14 protein-coding genes and 1 pseudogene are annotated in these 20503 nt (G+C 69.2%); 9 read left to right on the top strand and 6 right to left on the bottom strand.

Going from position 1 to position 20503, the window contains the following annotated elements; translation table 11 throughout:
• The first annotated feature begins 99 nt into the window (after positions 1-99).
• The 3 genes from ACN28I_RS34170 (at position 100) to ACN28I_RS34160 (ending at position 4657) form a co-directional block, all read left to right on the top strand.
• The gene (locus ACN28I_RS34170; protein WP_420946096.1) at positions 100-2253 is read left to right on the top strand and encodes a HEAT repeat domain-containing protein; all 2154 of its coding nucleotides are present in this window, start codon (positions 100-102) and stop codon (positions 2251-2253) included.
• 228 nt (positions 2254-2481) lie between these two features.
• Entirely contained in the window at positions 2482-2769 is a 288-nt protein-coding gene (locus ACN28I_RS34165) for a hypothetical protein (protein WP_420946095.1), read from the top strand.
• A 121-nt stretch (positions 2770-2890) separates the two neighbouring features.
• Positions 2891-4657: a hypothetical protein gene (locus ACN28I_RS34160; RefSeq protein WP_420946094.1), complete on the top strand. Its 1767-nt coding sequence runs from the start codon at positions 2891-2893 to the stop codon at positions 4655-4657.
• Between the two features lie 686 nt (positions 4658-5343).
• Here the strand turns inward: ACN28I_RS34160 and ACN28I_RS34155 are convergent.
• Both ACN28I_RS34155 and ACN28I_RS34150 read right to left on the bottom strand, forming a co-directional pair.
• The gene (locus ACN28I_RS34155) at positions 5344-6024 is read right to left on the bottom strand and encodes a hypothetical protein (protein WP_420946093.1); all 681 of its coding nucleotides are present in this window, start codon (positions 6022-6024) and stop codon (positions 5344-5346) included.
• A gap of 142 nt (positions 6025-6166) precedes the next feature.
• A complete protein-coding gene (locus tag ACN28I_RS34150; RefSeq protein WP_420946092.1) occupies positions 6167-7099 on the bottom strand; it encodes a transposase in 933 nt (310 codons plus the stop codon).
• A gap of 324 nt (positions 7100-7423) precedes the next feature.
• Here ACN28I_RS34150 and ACN28I_RS34145 point away from each other — a divergent pair, with 324 nt between their 5' ends.
• Positions 7424-9034, top strand: a complete 1611-nt coding sequence (locus tag ACN28I_RS34145) for a sigma 54-interacting transcriptional regulator (RefSeq protein WP_420946091.1) — start codon at positions 7424-7426, stop codon at positions 9032-9034.
• A 55-nt stretch (positions 9035-9089) separates the two neighbouring features.
• Entirely contained in the window at positions 9090-9566 is a 477-nt protein-coding gene (locus ACN28I_RS34140; RefSeq protein ID WP_420946090.1) for a hypothetical protein, read from the top strand.
• Between the two features lie 70 nt (positions 9567-9636).
• Here the strand turns inward: ACN28I_RS34140 and ACN28I_RS34135 are convergent, their stop codons facing one another.
• From ACN28I_RS34135 to ACN28I_RS34120, 4 genes and pseudogenes are all read right to left on the bottom strand, one after another.
• Entirely contained in the window at positions 9637-11319 is a 1683-nt protein-coding gene (locus tag ACN28I_RS34135) for a GON domain-containing protein (RefSeq protein WP_420946089.1), read from the bottom strand.
• A 317-nt stretch (positions 11320-11636) separates the two neighbouring features.
• A complete protein-coding gene (locus ACN28I_RS34130) occupies positions 11637-12974 on the bottom strand; it encodes a GON domain-containing protein (protein ID WP_420946088.1) in 1338 nt (445 codons plus the stop codon).
• 181 nt (positions 12975-13155) lie between these two features.
• Entirely contained in the window at positions 13156-16152 is a 2997-nt protein-coding gene (locus ACN28I_RS34125) for a protein kinase domain-containing protein (protein WP_420946087.1), read from the bottom strand.
• Between the two features lie 82 nt (positions 16153-16234).
• Positions 16235-16405, bottom strand: a pseudogene (locus ACN28I_RS34120) (hypothetical protein); the annotation flags it as partial.
• 539 nt (positions 16406-16944) lie between these two features.
• Here ACN28I_RS34120 and ACN28I_RS34115 point away from each other — a divergent pair.
• The 4 genes from ACN28I_RS34115 to ACN28I_RS34100 all read left to right on the top strand — a co-directional run bounded on the left by ACN28I_RS34115 (position 16945) and on the right by ACN28I_RS34100 (position 20501).
• Positions 16945-17109, top strand: a complete 165-nt coding sequence (locus ACN28I_RS34115; protein ID WP_420946086.1) for a hypothetical protein — start codon at positions 16945-16947, stop codon at positions 17107-17109.
• A gap of 24 nt (positions 17110-17133) precedes the next feature.
• The gene (locus ACN28I_RS34110) at positions 17134-18219 is read left to right on the top strand and encodes a hypothetical protein (RefSeq protein ID WP_420946085.1); all 1086 of its coding nucleotides are present in this window, start codon (positions 17134-17136) and stop codon (positions 18217-18219) included.
• 53 nt (positions 18220-18272) lie between these two features.
• Positions 18273-19781 carry a hypothetical protein gene (locus ACN28I_RS34105; RefSeq protein ID WP_420946084.1) on the top strand — a complete coding sequence of 503 codons (1509 nt, stop codon included), beginning with the start codon at positions 18273-18275 and terminating at the stop codon, positions 19779-19781.
• Between the two features lie 132 nt (positions 19782-19913).
• Positions 19914-20501, top strand: coding sequence for a TIGR02265 family protein (locus ACN28I_RS34100; RefSeq protein ID WP_420946083.1), 588 nt, complete (start codon positions 19914-19916; stop codon positions 20499-20501).
• Positions 20502-20503 lie beyond the last annotated feature (2 nt).

Here is a 20503-nt window from a genome sequence, read left to right as displayed (position 1 = left end):
CCCGCCCTCCGTCCCCACGCCTTGCCGGACGGGCGCTGGAGGCTCTTCATTCCTCCCCTTTCGCCCAACCCCGAACTGGAGGTACTGAGCCTCGCGGAGGTGCGCCCCTTCCTCGCGGCCTTCCACTCCCTCGGGCCCAAGCCTCGCGCCCGGTTGCACCTGTTGGAATCACCCGAGGCGGACCGCGCCGGCCAGGGGCCCGCATCCTCCTGGGAGCAGCGCATGCGCGAGGAATTCATCTCCCAATTCGGCCCGCCTCTGCTGCCCCTGCCTGAGTCTCTGGCGACAAGCCGCCTCTTCCTCGCCCTCCAGCTCTCCACCCGCTACATGGCCGAGGGCATCCGCGAGGCCGCCCTCGAGCTCTTCACCTCCCCGGCCTTCGTCCTCAGCGTCTGCTTCTCCATCATCGTCTACTTCTCCACCTGGCTGGCGCCCGAGCCCTTGTTCTCCAAGGCCTTCGCCGCGGCACTCACCGTGCGACTCTCCCTCGCCGTAGGCGTGGTGGAGGTGGGCCAGTTGGCCCTGGCCTGCCTGCGGCTGTACGAGGAGAGCGAAGCCGCCTCCACGCCCCAGCAGTTGGAGGCTGCCGCCGCGCGCTTCGGCAAGTCCATGGGCGGCACCTGGCTGCGAGTGTTGGTGACGGTGGGCACCTTGGGCGTGGCCCGCTTCATTCCCCAGGTGCCCGAGGGTGGCATCTGGCGGCTGTTGCCCTCGCTGACGCCCGAGGGGCTCACCCTGGTGCGGTCCATCTCCACCGCCCAGGTGGTGGCGGATGGCTCCCTCCTCGTCTCCGGCGTGGCCACGGGCATCGCCGCCTGCTCCGGCCTCGCCCTGTGCGCGACGAATTCCTCGGGCAGTGCCTCCAGCGGGACCCAGCAGCTCTCCACACGCTACGGCAAGCCGCACACCCGGCAGAATCCGCCCCACAACGAGGCCATTGAGAAGGAGCTCGCCGCCCGAGAGGCGGCGGGACATGGCGGCTTGCGGAAGAACCAGCCCCAGGTGAATGAGCGAGACAGACGCGTCTTCGACACGAAGCCGGCCAAGGGCGTGCGCTTCCGGAAGCCAGACGTTTCCTCACTGCGGCCGGATGGCGTGCGGCACAATATCAACTATGTCTCCAACCCTCGAGACATGAAGCGAGAAGCTCGACGCCTTCGATTCGATGATACGGGCGGATTCGGCAGCCATCCACGAGCTGTACCTGCTCAACGGAAAGCTGCTCAAACGATATGTCCCGCCCCATGTGAAGTACCCATAGGTTCGAGGCCAGGAGAAACCATGGCGCGAGGGATGGATATAGAGCGGTGGCGGGACGAGCTGGTGACGGCCTGCAAGTTCGGGGAGGAGTCCCGAGCCCAGGCCCTGGTACGACAGCCCGGCCCTCGCAAGGCCCGAGCATTGTTGGAAGCCATGCTGGAGGAGCCGGCTCCCCTCGTCCGTCAGGCCGCGGTCTTCGGCCTGGGTGAGCTGGGCGGCAACGCCAGCGCCAGACGGCTGGAGCAGCAGCTCGCCCTCGAGGAGGCGCGGCGGGATCATGACGGTGAGTCCGTCGTGGAAGCCATCACCCAAGCGCTCGGACACATCGAGGCGACGCGCGCACGGGACGTCCTCGTCCGCCGGCTGGAGCGATTGACCGCCAGCGAAGCAGGGCGCTCGGACATGAATACCCTGGCCTGTGCGCTCTGGCGCCGACGTCACCCTCACCTGCTTCCGGCCGTCCGAGAGGCCATCGCGCGGCTCGACCCTCCCCATCCGACTCCCTTGCATGGATTGCTCGTGCTTCTGGAGAAGCCGCCAGGAGAACTCGGCGCGTGGGCCCGAGACCTATCGGTGCCCGTGGAGCAGAAGGCAGAAGTGCTCGCGGTCCTCACGGAAGAAGTACCCGAAACGCTGTGGGCCCCCCTTCCCGCCTTCATTGCCACGGCCCAAGCCCTGGCCGATACGGCCGCGCGCCAGAAAGGGGCCGCTACGTACTACTGTGAGGACCTCTTCGCTCTGTTGCTGTTGCATCCGGAGAAGCTCCTCCCCAACCTCCCGGAAGAGGCCCGCTCCCAGTTGCGCGAAGTGGCCCGCAGGTGCGTGGCGGCCAGTTCCTCACCCAACTGTTCCCTCCGAGCCGCCGTCCTGCTCGGGCACGTGGGGCGTCCCGAGGACGCGCCACTCATCGAGGCCCACCGGCCAGCGGAGCCCGTGCTTGCCAAGGTCTTCGATGACGCCGCACAGGCGCTGCACCGCCTCCAGGAGTCATAAGCACGCCGCCGTGTGGCCGCCCGAGGTCGAAGCCTACGACGTCACCGAGAACGGCACGGCGTGAGGACAAGCGCGCGCCGGACTCCGACACCACCGAGGCACTCCTCTCCGTCCAGTTCAAGCCAGTTGAAGGAAGGGGTGTTCCTTCTCCTGCTCCCCCTGGGGCACCATCCTCGACCAGGCGCTCGCGTGGGCGGGCTCGAACGCAGGGGGGACCTCGTGGCAACAGTGCAAATCATCGTCTTTCTTCTCTTCATCGGTGCGGAGAAGCTCGTGAATCGCATCGCAAAGCGGCCCGTGCTGAATGGCGCCGCCTGGTATCTGCCCGTGGCCGCCATCATGTTTGGGATTGAGCTGGTGCGCCTCAATTCGGCGATACCCGAGGGGCATGCGTCTCTGCAGGCGCAGATGTTGGGGCGCCTCGTTGGCACCTTCCTCATTCCCGTATGCGCCGCCATCTACTACGCACGGAGGTTCTCGAGTGCCAGGGCGGTCGCCGCCAGCGAGACCGCCTGAGACGGCTTCCACGCCTTGAAGTGCCCCCCCCGTGGCCGAGCAACGCCTGGACGCTTCCCGGGGGTCCATTGAGCTCAAAGGGCCCTCCTGGAATCCAGAATTTCATGCTAACCTGGGGAGCATGATCTTCTTCGCCATCAAGAGCGCGGCGCTCACGAGCGGGAACTTCGGGTCGATCACGACGCCCGTGCGCTCGTCGATGGACTGGGACGCGACGGGGGTGAGCCTCATCGCCTGGAACGAGGTCCCGGCCTACGACACGCCCGAGAAGTTCCGCGCGGCCATCCTCGCCGAGGCGGGGGCGGATCCCGTCTGCCAGGCGATGTGCGTGGTGGCGAAGTCCTCGTATGGGATGAATCCCCTGGAGGACACGGACACCGAGACCCGGGCCGTGCTCGACAAGGTGCTCAAGCAGTGGCTCAGCCCGCTCACCGGCAACCTCATCAACTGGCCCGAGGTCCGCCCGGTGACGCACCTCACCCAGAACCAGGCCAACTGGGCCCCCATCCAGCAGCTCGGCGCGGACACGGGCGGCAAGCTGGACGAGCTGGTCGACCACCCCTTCCTGGACCTGGAGGTGTCGGGGCGGAAGGACCAGGCCAAGGTGCTCTACAACATCACCGAGGCGGCCCGCTCCGTCATCGGCGAGGTGACCTCGGAGCCCTCGCGCAAGCTGGAGAAGCTCTTCTGTCTGCGCCTGGTGCTCAGCCCCAAGCTGGAGGCGGCCCAGAAGGCGCTGCTGAGCCGCTTCTGGGAGCGGCAGCACGTGCAGTTCTGCGAGAAGGCCGCGCAGAAGCCGGGTTACGAGTACCTCGCCTACTACATCAAGAGCTTCAACACGCTGTCCGGGGACAGGCTGGTGGAGACGTTGAAGGCCCTCTATGCCCACTCCACGGGCGTGGCGACGGGCTTCGATGACTCGCTGGTGGACAAGGCCTCGGTGGATGAGTGGACGAAGCTGCCGCCCATCATCGCCTGCGCCATCCTGCTCAGCGACATCCCCCGCATCATGCAGGATCGCGTCAACTCGGACCGGCCGCGCCTGTGCTTCGCGCTCGGCGAGTGGAAGCCGGGCTATGCCTACAACCCCGCGGCGGCGCCGGCGAGCCTCCCCACGGACCCCGCCAACAGCAAGAGCAACTGGCTGCTGACCTGGAAGTTCACCTACCACGTCCTGCGGGACCAGGACTTCAACAAGCACGCCACCGACTTCATCACGGCGCCCGGCGTGTCGAGGCAGATCAAACCGCGGCTCTTCGGTTGGAACCGGAACGAGTACGCGCCCGAAGTCATCACGTACCGGGTGCACCTGTGCCCCATCTGGGGTGGCTCGTCGGGCCATGCGACGGGACGCATCGCCTCGTGGCTGGGCTACAAGGCCAGCCTGGGCGGCCTGGATACCGTCCCGGTCCGCCTGACGATCGCCGCCAGCTACGCGGCGCTCTGGCGGCTGTACTACGACAAGCGCGTGTCACCCGTGCACACGCTCATCGAGACGCTCGAGTCCACCTTCACGTATTCGAGCAGGCTCCCCGGGGCGAAGGTGGAGACGCTGCCGTCCATCGGCGACAGCCGCTCCCGGTACACCTACCACGAGGATGCGTTCGAGCTGCTGCTCGACTGCGCCAGGTCCGGAGGGACGGCCACGGCGAATGCGGGAGGCAGCGACGTCGAGCGCGCGGTCAATCCGCTGTCCGTGTGGTCCTCCATCAAGGTCGAGCACACAAATGGCGTGCGCAAGCACAGCGCGCTGACCAGCTCGCTCAAGGCCCAGCTCAAGACGCTCCGGGAGCAGGTCATCCGGGGGCCCGCGCGCTGGCTGCCGCGCTGGGCCAAGGAGAAGAGCGCCAACAAGGCCACCTCGGTGGTCAGCTTCACGGCGGAGTGAGGGCCGGCTCACTCGAGGGCGTCCCGCCTCCGCCGCGAACCACGTCCCCTCGCGCCGGTAAGGCTCCATCGGAATGGGCTCCTCGAAGACGGGCCAGAGGCCCAGCAGCGGCGGAGAGGCCCCTTCGCGCAGGGCCGCGTGCAGCGAGTGCTGACGGTCCCCCGGAGCACCGCTGCTCACGCGCAACGACGCGCCCACGGGCGGAAAACCGACACCGGGGTCGATTTGGAAGCCGAGCGTGTCCAGGGCGTGGCTATGCTCGCCGGGCCGCACAACCCCTTCTCAAGAGGAAATCATGCAGCTCAAGGCACTCATCGGAGGCGTGCTGTTGGTGGCAGGGATTCTCGCCGGCTGTGGCGGTACCGGGACGGAGGAGGAGCCGCAGTCCCATCTCTCCACGCGGGAGGATGCGGTCTACGAGTGCTCTGCCCCTCATGGAGAGCCGTGCATGGGCGGGGTCTGCGTCGCCTACAATTACGCCGTCTATTGCCGGCCCGGCTGTGGTCCAGATCGTACTCCGTGTCACAGCACCCAGAAGTGCTGCCCGGGCTTCGTGAATTCATCCGGAGCCATGACCACCCCCTACTGCCTGCCGCGCACGCTGGGATGCGAACTCGTGCCCATCGAGGAACTGTAACACCCGGACGGGCCGGGCTCACCTCCGCGCCCTCGCACTCCGAGGGGCTCTACTCCGCCGCGAAGCAGTAGAACAGGCCCGCTCCGCCCGTCCCGCGGAGTGCGTCCTGGCTGCAGCCGCCGCGCGACAGATGCGACGAGTTCCAGGATCTCGCGGCCTCGGTGTCGCTCAGGCCGAGCCGATCCGAGTGGCCGAGCATGGCCGCTCCTTCGGTGCCGCTCCTCGTCCAGTTGCCACACGTCCAGTCCTCGGCGCCCGCGAACGCGGTTCCGTCCGGCTGCGAGCCGGTCAGGATGTCATGCCGGTTCGGCGTATCGCCCCGGCCCTCGACGATCTCGCCCTTCTCGGTCAGCGCCGTCTCCTTGGTCAGGTTGTTCTGGCCATGCAGCTCCTCGACATTCCTGGCAATGAGGACCCCTCGAGCGTTCTGCCACGGGCCGCTCCCGATGCGGTCCCGGGCATGGACGGTCTGCTCGCCGCCGGAGGCCTGCGTGCTGAGATAGGCGCGCCACGTGTGGTGACCGGTGCCCACGGCTTGCGCGAGGGATTGGCAGTGGCGGTCCGCTCCTTCCAGGCCCCCGAGATTGGCGCCTTGGCCAAGGCCCACGCTGGTCACGAAGAACGTCGTGGGGCCGCGCTCGTCCTGCTGCTCCCCTGACTCGCACCCCACCATGCCGAGCACCAGCAGCACCGCCGGCGCGAGCCTCGACCACCGCATCGTGTGATTCATCGTCGTCCTTTCGGTTCCGGTCCGAGGACGGCACCACAGCATTGGCTTTGCCGGTACGTCCTCCGTGACCCGGCAGCACTGTTGTTTTGTCGGCTCACGCGCCTTCGCGGCTTCGGCGCCGAAGAGGGGGTCGAAGAGGGGGTCAAAGAATTCGAGCGACGCGACCCGGCACAACTCGTGGAGGAAAGGAGAAAAGTGGAAAGGGCGCTGAGAAGTCCCCCCGCCCCCACCGAGCCGCCGCTTCTCGAAACGCCGCGACGAAGGCTCGGTACTGCTCACGCAATTCCCGCAGCGCCTGGCGCGTGGAGGCATGTCCCAATGGCCGCGGGCTGCGCTTGAGGTACTCGGGCCGGGTATGTGGGTGCAGTGCCCTCACGACACGTGCCCCCAGGACTGGCTTGTCCAGTGAGCGAGCCTCGGCTTCCACCTCCTCCACGAGTCTCCGCACCGCACGCTGCCGCTCCTCCTCCCCCAGTCCCTTCCAACACGGCAGGGGAGCCACCTCCAACTCCACTGGCTCGGCCCATTGCTGCGCGAAGCGTCCCCGCGCTTCCGCCATGTCTTCGCTCCCCCTCTTGCTCCAGCGCTTCGTCCAGTTGAACCACTGGAACAGTCGGCGTGCCGGTCCCAGCAATTGCGGCAGACACGTGAGGCCCGGCCACTCGGCGCACCTTCCCACCAGCCCCTCTTTGACCCCATGGGCGAGCACGTAGCGCAGTCGGCCCACCAGTGCCGTGTCGTCCAGCACCAGCTCCGCCGAGTAACGCCTCTCCCAGAAGCCACCGCTCCAGTCCACCAGCCGGCCCACCTTCTTGGACAGATTGGAGCGCAGGTACTGCATGAAGGAAGCGAGCGAGGCACCGCGCGCCCACACCAGCAAGTGGAAGTGGTTGGAAGCGAAGGTGAAGGCGTGCAGCCGTATGCTGCCGGCGCTCTGCTGGACGGCGCGCGCCAGCACGCCTCCCACCACCTCGTTCACCTCCGTGCTTGGACGCAGCAGCAGCCGTCCCTGGAAGCACCTGGACGTGACGAAATAGAACCCCTCCTCCTGGAACATCCTCAATGGCCAGCCCATCCCCATCCCCTGCGTGCGTTCCGCCAGGCCGGATGCACCCTGTGGGCCAACTCCAAGTCCTCAGAAAGACATGAAGAGTGGTCGGTGACCCGTCTACGCCGAGCCTCGTTCTCGCTCAAGCCACTCGTTTCGAGTCCTTTGACACTGTCTGCTGGAGTCCTTTGACACTGGAGTCCTTTGACACTGTCTGCGGCGGTCGGCGGTTTCGAGTCCTTTGACACTGTCTGCGGCGGCGGTTTCGAGTCCTTTGACACTGTCTGCGGGCGTGGGCCCCGCTTCACCCGTGGGATGGGCCTCGGAAGGGAAGTGCTACAGTCACGGGAGATGTCCCGCTCCAAGTCCCGCGACTCGCAGTCCCCCCCGCTGGTCGCCGAGGTCTCCACGGCCTTCAGCCATAAGCAGCGCACCGTGGCGTCCGATGACGAGGCGGTGCCGGTGCTGACCCTCATCTCCCACCCCACGGCCACCCGGGCCGGAGAGCGGCTCCTGCTGGAGGGAGTCGCGGCCGGCCGGGAGGTGTCCCTGTCTCGCAACGGCCCGAACTTCACCCGGCCTGGAGAGACCTTCGGACAACCCCTGTCCGACCCCTTCGTGAGCCGCAACCCCCTCGTGTTCTCACCGGGCGAAGGGGGGCGACTCCGGCTGCGCGTGGGCGAGGGTGGAACCCGGGTCGTGGTGGACGGGCAGCCCGTGACGAGCCGTGAGTTCACCCCGGAGGAGCTGGCGGCGGGCGTGCTGTTGGAGCTCTCGGGCCGGGTGGTGTTGCTCCTGGAGCAGACCCCCAACAGGGCGTCAGCGCCCGGGGACACGCTGGGCATGGTGGGCGAGAGCCCGGGCCTCCGGCGCGTGCGCGAGCACATCCAGCGCATCGCCGACCTGCATGTCCCGGTGCTCGTCCGGGGAGAGACCGGGACGGGCAAGGAGCTGGTGGCCCGGGCCATCCACCAGCACGGCCCGCGCAAGGGGCGCCCCTTCCTCAGCGTGAACCTGGGCGCCATCCCCAAGGAGCTGGCGGCCGCCGAGCTCTTCGGCGCGAAGAAGGGCGCCTATTCGGGCGCCACGCAGGACCGGGAAGGCTTCTTCCGGGCCGCCCAGGGGGGCACCCTCTTCCTCGACGAGGTGGGCGAGGCACCCCCGGAGGTGCAGGTGATGCTGCTCCGGGTGCTGGAGACCGGCGAGCTGTACCCGGTGGGCGCGCAGACCCCCCTCCAGACGGATGTCCGGCTGATCGCCGCCACCGATGCCAACCTGGAGGAGCACATCCGCGAGGGGCGCTTCAAGGCGCCGCTGCTGCATCGCCTGGCCGGTTATGAAATCCGGCTGCCGCCCCTGCGCGAGCGCCGCGAGGACATCGGGATGCTGTTCCTGCACTTCGCCCGGGAGGAGCTGGAAGCCATTGGCGAGGCCCACCGCCTCACCCCCCGGGACCCGTATGCCGAGCCGTGGCTGCCGGCGCCGCTCGCGGTGCGCCTGCTGCGCTACGCCTGGCCCGGCAACATCCGGCAGTTGCGCAACATCACCCGGCAGCTCGTGATTGGCTGCCGGGGACAGCCCACCCTGCAACTGGACTCGCGGCTCGCCGAGGAGCTGGACGCCGCGGGGCCCGCCCCCAGGCCCGCCCCCGCGCCCACGGCGGCGGCCCGCCGCAAGTCCACCGAGGTCACCGGCGAGGAGCTCCTCGCCGCGCTCCGGCAGCACGCCTGGGATCTCAAGACGGCGGCGGACGCGCTCGGGATTCCGCGCTCCTCCATCTACGATCTCATCGACAAGCACCCGAACATCCGCCGGGCGGGGACCCTGAGCGCGGAGGAGATCACCGCCTGCCATCAGGCGTGTGGCGGCGACCTGGATGCGATGGTCCAGCGCCTGGAGGTCTCCAAGAAGGCGCTCAACCGGCGTCTCAAGGAACTGGGCCTGAGCGCCAGGAACGCTTGAATCGCCGCAGGCCGGTCTCGAGGAATGGGCTCATGGAGCCGAAAGGAGCAGCACCGTGGCGAAGCATCAATTGATCATCTCCAGAGACATCAACAGGAAGCACCCGGTCCGTTCCGAGGCAGGGCAGTCCAAGGTCATCAGCAGGGTGGTGGTCAACTGGAAGGGAACGTGGGAGCCAGACGCTCAACCCGAGATGTACTTGCTGGTGGCGCCACAGGATGAAATCGAGATCGTGCTCCAGCCCGACGAGTACGGGAGCGCCAGCTTGTGGTTCATGAAGCCGATGGAGCAGGGGGCCCCCTTGTTCCAGCCACCGGGCAACCCCTTCAAACGGCTGGCCAGCTTGTTCCGGAAAGACGACGAGGAGCGCGTGGATCTCAAGCGCGGGAGCAAGGTCCTCCAGGTGAACGACGCGCTCGCGGGTGAGCCGGGAGAGTTGCGTTATGTCCTGCGCATCAGTGGACTGGGGGAGCGGCCCGTACCCATCGGCGGGCAGGGAAATCCCGGCACCCTGACGGCATCCAAGCCCTGAGGCATGTCGAAATGAAGCACCCGCGGACCGCACGAGGCGAGCCGCGGGTGCGAGGTACCGCACGGGGGGACTACTGGATGGTGAAGGCCACCGTGCCGCCGCAGCCGCCGCTGGAGTAGCAGCCGGCCTGGATCCGGTAGGTGCCGGTCTGGGTGGCCGTGTGGCCCACGAGCGAGAGGTAACCGCAGGCATCGTCATTCGCGGCCACGTGCGAGCCATCCGGGGCATACAGCCGCAGGAAGGTGTCACCCGAGCCGGACGCGCCGGCCACCGAGCACGTGCCGAAGGAGAGCGTCTGGCCGGCGGTGAGGCTCACGTCGTAGGGGGTGGTGTTCTGCGTGGCGTTGTTGGTGCCGGAAGCGCTGTAGTTGAAGCTGCCCGAGGTGGGCTGCGCGGGAGGAGGCGCGTACTGGAGCTGGAGCTGGGCGCCGCGGCCGTTGAAGGGATGGTCGGCGCCCTGCACCGACATCCAGCTGCAATCCCCCCGGCTCCACAGGTCCACCATCTGGTTGTTCGAGCTGTAGGTGGCCGCGCCGGAGGGGTAGGAGCCGACCAGCAGGAACTGGTGGGGAGCCGCCGCGAAGGGAGTGCCCCGCAGGTCCACGTTGCCCACTCCAGGGGTGCCGAAGTCGCAGTTCATCGCCGAGGCATAGGGCATCGAGGTGACGGGAGTATTGGCCGGGTGTGTGAGGTAGCCGGAGGAGGTGGAGAAGGTCTGGTCGCCGGTGCTCACGCGCAGCGTGGCCGGGTCGATGCGAACCTTGGTGAAGAGCGTCCGCACGTTGGTGCCGCCGCTGCTGTTCGCGCCCGCGGTGTACTGGGAGTAGTTGAGCGAGGGGCCCGTCGAGGGCAGCGACAGGTACTCCGCGGGAGTGCTCGCCATGTCCTTGCACCAGGCCACCCACGGGCTGGCTGCGTCGCCGTTGACGTACAGCACGTACTCACCATCCGTTGCGGCGGGAAGATCGGTCTTGAGCTCCTGGCAGCTCGCCGGGGTGCTCGGCCTGTACTGGAGCTGGAGCTGGGCGCTGCGGTCGTTGAAGGGATGGTCGGCGCCCTGCACCGACATCCAGCTGCAATCCCCCCGGCTCCACAGGTCCACCACCTGGTTGTTCGAGCTGTAGGTGGCCGCGCCGGAGGGGTAGGAGCCGACCAGCAGGAACTGGTGGGGAGCCGCCGCGAAGGGAGTGCCCCGCAGGTCCACGTTGCCCACTCCAGGGGTGCCGAAGTCGCAGTTCATCGCCGAGGCATAGGGCATCGAGGTGACGGGAGTATTGGCCGGGTGTGTGAGGTAGCCGGAGGAGGTGGAGAAGGTCTGGTCGCCGGTGCTCACGCGCAGGGTGGCGGGGTCGATGCGAACCTTGGTGAAGAGCGTCCGCACGTTGGTGCCGCCGCTGCTGTTCGCGCCCGCGGTGTACTGGGAGAAGTTGAGCGAGGGGCCTGTCGAGGACAGCGACAGGTACTCCGCGGGAGTGCTCGCCATGTTGCGGCACCACGCCGACCAGGGCTTGCTCCTATCGCCGCCGTGGAACAGCACATACGGGCCATCCGCCGCGGCGGGGTTGGCGGTTTTGATGTCCTGGCAGCTCGCCGGGCCGCTCGTGAGCGCGGCCCGCATCTGTCCTGACTCCGTGGGAGCTGACGGGTCGGACTCCTTGGCCTGGGGGCTGTTCGCCTCCTCCATCCCGCAGGCGGGGAGGACGGCGAGGCTGGCGGCGAACATCAGCTTCTTCCAACGGGGGGCATGCATCATGGGGGATTCTCCAGGGTTCGAGGAGGCTTCCGCGAACACGGGGAATCCTTGAGCACGCCTCGTGCCAACACGCCCATGAGGGGCTCCTCAGAGGAGAACCCCCGTGGGGAAGGGCCTGGGAGGGGGCGGGCGGCTGCCGGCGACATGTCGCCGACATTCGCCAGACGTCGCGGCCCCCGGGGGGCTCGCACACCGGGTCCAAACCCAATCCAGCGGTGGAACGAGAACACCCGCGGATCGCAGGAGGCGATCCGCGGGTGGGAGGTGCCGCACGAGGGACCGGTCACATCGGTCCACGAGTTGCCCGCAGTGGGGCTCTACGACCCGGTCAGGTTGGTGAGGAAGCCGGTCCTGTACTGGAGCTGGAGCTGGGCGCTGCGGCCGTTGAAGGGATGGTCGGCGCCCTGCACCGACATCCAGCCGCAATCACCCCGGCCCCACAGCTCCACCACCTGGTTGTCCGAGCTGTAGGTGGCCCCGCCGGAGACGTAGGAGCCGATCGCCACGAACTGGCCGGTCGCCACCGCGAAGGGAGTGCCCCGCAGGTCCACGTTGCCCACTCCGGGGGTGCCGAAGTCGCAGTTCATCGCCGCGGCATAGGACATCGAGGTGACGGCATCCCCGTGCCACAGCAGTCCGGAGGAGGTGGAGAAGCTCTGGTCGCCCGTGGTCACCTGCAGGGTGGCCGGGTCGATGCGAACCTTGGTGAAGAGCGTCCGCACGTTGGTGCCCCCGCCGTTGTGAACGCCCGCGGTGTACTGGGAGTAGTTGAGCGAGGGGCCCGTCGAAGGCAGCGACAGGTACTCCTTGGGAGCGCCCGCCATGTCCTTGCACCACGCCGTCCAGGGCCTGGCCGCGTCGCCATTGACGTACAGCACGTACTCACCATCCGCCGCGGCGGGATTGGCGGTCTTGATGTCCTGGCAGCTCGCCGGGGTGCTCGGCCTGTACTGGAGCTGGAGCTGGGCGCTGCGGCCGTTGAAGGGATGGTCGGCGCCCTGCACCGACATCCAGCCGCAATTGCCCCGGCCCCACAGCTCCACCACCTGGTTGTCCGAGCTGTAGGTGGCCCCGCCGGAGACGTAGGAGCCGATCGCCACGAACTGGCCGGTCGCCACCGCGAAGGGAGTGCCCCGCAGGTCGACGTTGCCCACTCCGGGGGTGCCGAAGTCGCAGTTCATCGCCGCGGCATAGGACATCGAGGTGACGGCATCCCCGTGCCACAGCAGCCCGGAGGAGGTGGAGAAGCTCTGGTCGCCCGTGGTCACGCGCAGGGTGGCCGGGTCGATGCGAACCTTGGTGAAGAGCGTCCGCACGTTGGTGCCGCCGCCGTTGTGAACGCCCGCCGTGTACTGGGAGTAGTTGAGCGAGGGGCCCGTCGAGGGCAGCGACAGGTACTCCGCGGGAGTGCCCGCCATGTCCTTGCACCACGCCGTCCAGGGCTTGCTCCTATCGCCGCCGTGGAACAGCACGTACGGGCCATCGGCCGTGGCGGGGTTGGCGGTCTTGATGTCCTGGCAGCTCGCCGGGCCGCTCGTGAGCGCGGCCCGCATCTGGCCTGGCTCCGTGGGAGCTGACGGGTCGGACCCACAGGCGGGGAGGACGGCGAGGCTGGCGGCGAACATCAGCTTCTTCCAACGAGGTGTGTGCATCATGGGGGTTCTCCGGGGTTCGGGAAGTCTTCCGCGAACACGGGGAAACCTTGAGCACGCCTCGTGCCAACACGCCCATGAGGGGCTCCTCAGAGGAGAACCCCCGTGGGGAAGGGCCTGGGATGCAGTGGGGCGTCCGCCGGCGACATGTCGCCGACAATCGCGAAACGTCGCGGCCCCGGGGCTAGGGTCCGCTGGCCTCGAGGCGCTGGAGGGCGCTGCCCCACTCCCGTTGAAAGGCCGGGTTGGCGGAGAGCGCGCTGGAGAGATCCTCCCGGGCCTGTCCGCGCGACTCCTGCTCGAGCGCCAACAGACTGCCACGCAAGAGCCGGGCGTCTGGCCATCCGGGACGGACCGCGAGGAGCTGCTGGGCCAGCTCCAGCCCGCGTTGCAGCGAGGGGCCCGGGTCCTGCTTGCCCTGCATCGAGCGGGTGGCCTGGCGGTGGAGGAAGTGCCCGAAGCCGATGCGGAACTCCTGCCGCTCCGGAGCCAGCTCCAGCCCCTTCTGGAACGCCTGGGCCGCCTCCTCGGAGTCCTGGGGGCGTCCCCCTGGGGAGAGCGCCCGGGCCCCCAGCGCCTCACCCAGGGAGTACCAGGCCTCGGCGTGGGTCGGCTTGCGCGCGAGGGCTTGCCGCAGTGAAGCCTCGGCCCGCGCGCTGCTGGGGCGGGGATCCCGCCCGTGATCCAGCTCGAACGTGGCCAGGATCGCATGGACCATGCCGCGGTTGGCCAGGGCGTCCGCTTCCTCCGGAAGCCATTGGAGTGCCTGCCGCAGGGCCTCGTCGGCCGCGCGCACGCTCGGACCGGGCTCCTCTCCCCGGGCGCGCTGGTACAGGGCACGCTGGGCGAGCACCTCGCCGAGGTTGATGTGCCCATAGCCACTCTTCGGCGCGATGGCCACGGACTGCTCACAGGCCTTCTGGGCCTGGTCCAGCGAGGGGAAGGGATCTCCGCCACGGTCCCAGCCCGCCCGGGCCCGCTGGATGAGCGTCAGGCACAGGCCGTTGTGGAGCTGGGGAATGCCGGGGCCCAGCTCGAGCCCCTTGCGGTACATCTCCGCGGAGCGCTCCAGCGAGGGGCCGGGCTCACCTCCCGAGACGCGCAGCCGCTGGGCCACGAGCGCATGCGCCAGCCCCGCGTAGAAATAGGGCACCACGTGACCGGGGTTGAGGCTCCGCGCCTTGTCCAGTGCCGCCAGCGCCTGGGTGAGGTCCGCGTCCGGCGCCGGGGCCCGGGGATGGGTGGCGCGGGTGTAGTACGCGGTGCCCAGGTTGATCCACCCCTCCGGCACCTGGCCGTCGCGCTGGATGGCGGAGAGATAGGACTCGATCGACTTGCCGTACCGGGGCAGCGGATCCGCGCCCACCTGCTCCTCGTGGTCGGCCCACGTCTTGTAGACCAGGCCCAGGTTGAGCAGGAAGTCGTAGTCCCGCTCCTCCGGGGCGATGCCCTCGAAGCTCTCGACCGCCTCGCGCAGTTGCTCGCGCGGCTCCAACGAGTGGCTCTGGCGGGTGTAGCCCCAGATCCACCAGGCCTGCCCCAACTCCAGCCGGGCCTTCGAGCTCGAGGGGTCGAGCTCCAGCGCCCTGCGCGCGGCCGTCACGGCCTTCCGCGGCAACGTTTCGGAGTAATCGCCCAGGTTGCGTTGGTGCTCGGCGAGCCGCCGGTGGAGGCGGGACTCCAGCACGAGCGCGCCGGAGTGCTCCGGCATGGCCGTGAGCGCGCGGGAGACGGCCTGGAGGGCCTGCGTGTAGCGGGGAGTGACCTCGCCCTTGCCGTAGAGCTCCAGGACGAGCGCACCGTACTCCAGCTCTCCCTGGGCCAGGTGGATGGAGGCCACGCTCTCGCCAATCCGGGCCGCCTCGGCGTAGGCGTTGCGGCCCGCCTCGAAGTCCGCGCGCGCGCCCGCGTGCCCGCCCTGGTTCCACTGCCGCATGGCGCGGGCCAGGAGGATGTCTCCACGCAGCTTGGGCGCCTCGTGGAACCAGGAGAGCCCGGTGCCGATGGCGTCCAGGTGGGAGAGGGCCTCGTCCCACCGGTTCTCGGAGAAGGCGAGCAGCGCCGCCACATACGCGGCGGAGGGGACCTCGGCGCCTTCACTCTGGCGGAGCCAGGCCAGCGCCGGCGCGCGGTAGCGGCGCTCCACCTCGCGCTTGCGAGCCTCCCGCCGCTCGGGGTCGCGCAGGCGCTCGGCTTCCAGCAACTGCTCCTGGTACTGGTGCCCCGTCACCAGGGCCAGCGCGTAGGCCACCCGGGGCTCGCGGAAACCATGCGTCCAGGCGGACTCGAGCAACTCGCGGGCCCGGGCCTCGTCTCCGAGCGCGAGGTGGCCGCGCCCCAGCGCGTAATGGCCGGGCCCCACGGCCTGCTCGCCCGCGTCTTGAATCTCCGCCTCGAGTGCCGCCATGCGCGCGCGGATGACGCTCCGGTCCGCGCGCGTGTCGTGCAGGTGAGCGAGGTCCGAGTAGCGCGCCAGCGCTTCCATCCGTTCCACGGACTCGGTGAAGCGCCGGGCCAGGCGCTCGCGCACGGCGGCCTCGCGGCGGGCCAGCGCCGCCTGTCCCAGGGCCAGGAGCACGAGCACGGCCGCCACCGCGGCCACGGACGCCACGAGCCGGTGCTTGCGGAGCTTCTTGCGCAGGCGGTACCAGGCTCCGTTGGAGCGGGCCTGTACCGGCTCGCCCGAGAGGAAGCGGTCGAGCTCCTCGGCCAGGGCGCGCGCCGAGTCGTACCGGGCCGGGCGCTCCTTCTCCAGACACTTGAGCACGATGGCCTCGAGGTCCGCGGGGATGTTCGCATCCACCGCGCGCGGCGGGCGAGGCTCCACCTCGAGGACGTTCTTGAGCACCTCCAGCCCGTTGCCGCCGGGAATGGGCGGCTGGCCCGTCAACACACTGTAGAGGGTGGCGCCAAGACTGTAGACGTCCGCCCGGCGATCCAGGCTGGAGACCTCGCCGCGGGCCTGCTCGGGGGACATGTACTGGGGCGTGCCCATCACCGCGCCGGTGACGGTGGCCCCGTCGTTCCAGTCTCGCGCCAGCCCGAAGTCCATCACGTAGGGGCGCAACGTCCCGTCCTCCGCGCGCTCCACCATGATGTTGGAGGGCTTGAGGTCCCGGTGGATGAGGCCCACGCGGTGTGCCTCGTGCACGCCCTCGGCGGCCTCCCGGAGCACCAGCACCTTCTGCTCGACGGAGAAGCTCGCGGGCGAGCGCGCTCAGCGTCCGCCCCTCGATGAACTGCATGGCGATGTAGACGCGCCCCTGGACCTCCCCCACCTCGTACACCTTGCACACCCGCTCGTGGTTCACCCGCGCCTGGGCCCTGGCTTCGGACAGGAAGCGCTGGGTGAGCCCGGGCTCGTCACCCCGGACGAACTTCAAGGCCACGTGGCGGTTGAGCCGCGGATCATGCGCGAGGAAGACGCGCCCCATTCCGCCCTCGCCCAGGAAGCGCACGCACTGGTAGCGCTCCCAGCCGCTGACGGGAAAGGCCGGGACCTCGGGGGCGTCCGCGTCCCGGGCCTCGGCCACCGGGGGCGTGGCGCCCCGGACCTGCGCCATCATCGAGATGAGCGTCCCCTCGGACAGGCGGCCCCGCTCCCGGAGCAGTGCCAGAGGACTGCGTTCCAGGCGCCGGGCCTCCTCGCGCAGCGCGTCCGCCTCCTGCTCGGAGACAAGGCCCTCGGCCAGCGCCGCGCGCAGCTCGACGTCGAAATCCGGATGCATGGGGAAACGCTCCTCGGAGCGCCCATCCTACTGACGGCGGTTGCAGCCAGATAGAGCGCCCCCTGAGCCTGGCTGCCATGGAGGGCCTGCGAGGGCGGGGATGAAGACGGTTGCACGCCCTCCGCGCGTTCCAGGTCTCGAGTTCCAGAACAGACATTCACGTCCGCCCCTGTCTTCCGGCCGTTTGACCCTGCTCGCCCGGCGGGTTCATCCTGGCTGGGCATTCCGAGGCACGGGGGGTTCCCATGAGACGCGGCAAGAAGGCGCTTCTGCGTTGGATGATGGCGGCTGGCACCGCGGGCGCCCTCATGGGTGGGATGGCTTCCGCCGCGGCACCGGAGTGCATCCGGGTGTATGCCTGCGGCTGCGCTTCGGATGGCGGCTACATCTACTGCTCCGTGTATTGCTGAACCGGACGGGGTGGAAGGGTGCCCATGCCGCGTGACAGGTTCCACCCGAGATGCGCCCTGGCCGCCGTCGCCGCGGGCCTCGGGCTCCTGCTCTGGGCCACCGTGTCCTCCTCGGATTCCGCCGGAGGGGCCGCTCCTCCACCGCTCACGAGCCCCCTCGCCATCTCCGGCACCTCCACCCGGGAGCCTCCCACGGATGAAGCCGGTGCCCGCCCGGCCCCACCGCCTCCACCCACGCCACGCGCGGACACACGCTTCGCCAGCTTCACCCCGGACTCCTCCACCCCCACGGCTCCCCTGCCACTCGCCTCCGAGGAGCTTTCTTCCGACGGGCTTCCCGCCGCCGCCACGCACTGCACCTGGGACGGCGGCATCCTGAAGTGCGGAAGCTGTCAGACGAGCGGTGATTGCCCACCGGGCCAGGGATGTCTGATCAACCGGGAGACACGCCGCCTCGAGTGCATGGCCTCCGAATGCGAGGAGGACGTGCACTGCTTCCCCGGCTTCACCTGCCGCACACTCAAGACGGGAACCTCCAACGGCCCCATCCGCCGCTGCGTCCCCGTGGGCGAGCGGCGCGAGGGTGAGAGCTGCGACGCGGATTACATCTCCCGCATCGGCGCCTGCCGCGACGGGCTGCGGTGCATCCAGCAGGTGTGTACGGTGCCCTGCCAGCTCGACGCTCCCGCGAGCTGCCCCTCCGGCCATACCTGCATGGACGACGCGGACGGTCCGGGCTGCGTGCCGGATTGCGAGAAGCTCGGATGTCCCCAGGGACAGCAGTGCAAGCGCCTTCCCCGAGGCGGCAACCAGTGCCTGTCACGCGTCTCGGGAACCTGCCCGGAAACACCCTGCGCCGAGGGCGAGCGCTGCATGATGGACACCCGCCGCGGCCGCGGAACCTTCTGGTGTGCCCGCGTCTGCAATCCGATCTACCCCGACAGCTGCCCCTCCGGCGACGTCTGCGGATGGGCCGGAGGCACCCGGAGCGTGTGCTTCCGCCGGTGTGACCACCGGGACCTCGACTCCTGTGGCCCGGGCTGGATGTGCGCCACGGTCGCGGAAGATCTCTCCCTGTGGGGATGCACGCCGTCCGCGCTCGCTCCGTGAAGCATCGTGGCCCTCGGGCCCGCGTGCCTCGTTGCCTGGGCTAAGGTGCGGGCGTGCGCGTCTTCCTCCTCGCCTCACTCCTCCTGCTGCTCGCGGCCTGCTCGCGGCCTGGCCCGTCCACGGCCAAGGCCCCCGAGCCCTCCCAGCCCGAGCCCGCCCAGCCCAAGCCCGCCCAGCCCGAGCCCTCCCGGCCCGAGCCGCTCCCCTCCGGTGAGCCCCTGGGGACGGCACACCCGTTGGGGTATCTCCACTCCCCACCCGGCGCGCACTGGTTGGCCGTGAGCCAGGTCCGGGAGGACCGCAACGGCGATGGGCGGGCGGACGGCTCGCCCTACCTGCTCTTCGGTCCCGGTCCGGGCGAGCGCATCGACGCGTTCTGCGCCTCGGACCCGATCGGGCGCTACCTTGTCGTCGTCCGCGGGGACTCCACCTGGCTCATCGACTCGTACACTCGCGCCGAGACCCGCCTGGGTCCACGCCCCAACCCCCTGGACCCCGTCTTCATCGGTGGTGGCAGCCTCTTCTTCCCGCCCCCCTGCGCGCAATTCTCCGCGGACGGCCGGCGGCTTCTCTTCGTGCGCCCCAGGCCGGGAGACGGACGCCTCATGCTCGTGGTGCGTGAGGTACAGGGGGGCTCCGAGTCCATCTTGAATCCAGGCCCGGGGCTGTTGGACACCGCCCAGCTCGATCCCACCGGCCAGTGGGTCTTCTATGAGGCCGTCGAGCGGGACACGAATGGTGACGGCACCCTGAGCCGCATCAATCGCCATGACTTCGGGGGCTCCGCCGTTCCGGAGGGAGACGCGCCAGAGAGCCGGGTGCAGCGGGTCGATGGGCGTGCCCTGCGCGAGCCAGACTCGCTGCTCGTGCCCCTGGGCCAGTCCATCCTGCGCCGGGGCTCGCGTGGCGAGCTCCTCGTGGAGGATGCGTCGGGCCAGCGCACCGAGTGGGTCCCCGCGGAGTGTGGTGCGTACCTCCTTCACGTGGACCCCGTGCGCGAGCTGCTGCTCGTGGCCTGCCGGAATCGCGGAAGCCCCTCCCCCGTCGAGCTCCATGGCCGGGCGGTGCACCAGGCGCTCGGGGTGACGACGTACGCGGGCCAGTTCCTCGAGGAGCGCTTCTCCTCGTCCACCCGCCTCGTCACCATTGCTCCCGTCTCCCCCCCTGTCGTCAATCGCCTCGAGCCCGAGTTCTCCGACACCCTTCTCGACCTCGAACGGCGCACGGTGCACCCGATGCACGGGCAGGTGCTCCACACCCACGGCACCCGGGCCCTGGTGCTCGATGCGCGGCAGCAGGTCTGGCTCGTGGACGTGGAGCGCGGCGAGCGGACCGCGCTCGGCAAGGGCGGCGGAGAGTCGCTCTGGTTTCAGTCCACTCCGGGTGTCGTCCTCGTCGAAGGGCTCCTGGTCGACCTCGAGGCGGGACGATTGCTCGGAAGGCCCGCGCCGGGAGTGCTCGCGGTGGACGCGCGGGGACGCGTGCTCCGCCATGACGTGACGCCTGTCTCCGGAAGCGGCCTGGGACCCATCCGCTGGCACCTGGCCCCACCGCACAAGTAGCAGGCTGCGCGGGACGCGGGGTAACCTGAGAGGACATGCCGCCAGCCAGCAGACCCCTCGTCCTCCAGAAAACGGATTCCCGGGCTCCCCACCTTGATGGTAGGCACCCGCCCTGTTTCCGCAGGGGGCTTCATGGACACCAGTGACGCGCTGCAACTCCGCATCCGTGCGGCCACCGAGAAGGATGTGCTGCTCGGCCTGTTCTTCGACAGCTCGATGGAGAACCTCCAGCGCCAGCTCGGTCCCACCGAAGCCGAGGCCCTGCGCAAGGAGGTCTTCGGCTCCCGCAGCGTCGTGAGCTTCTTCCGCTACCCCGTGGTCGACCTCCTCAAGCTCGTCGACCTCGGCATAAAGCGCAACAAGACCAACCCGCGCGTCTACCACGACTCCATCCAGGATTTCGGCCGCGCCGCGGTGAACTACTTCTTCGACTCCCAGGCCGGCAAGATGATGTCCTTCCTGTCCGGCGACGAGCCCCACCGCCTCATGGCCAGCTCCCCCGCCGCCTACAAGGCCGTCGCCGCCTTCGGCGAGCGCTCCTATGAGCGCGTCGGCCCCCGCTCCGGCCGGCTCATCTGCCACAACGAGTTTCTCGGCCCGGCGTGGACGCAGGGGGTCGTGGAGCAGGCCCTCCTCAAGGCCGCCAAGGTGAACGCGCGCGTCCGCGTGGAGGTGAAGAACCCCTCCGGCTCCGACTTCATCGTCCACGTGGAGTGGTGAGC

This window comes from Archangium gephyra, from assembly GCF_049060025.1.
GTDB lineage: Bacteria > Myxococcota > Myxococcia > Myxococcales > Myxococcaceae > Archangium > Archangium gephyra_A.
Note: the sequence above shows the minus strand (reverse complement) of the source record. Positions and strands in the feature narration are given on the sequence as shown.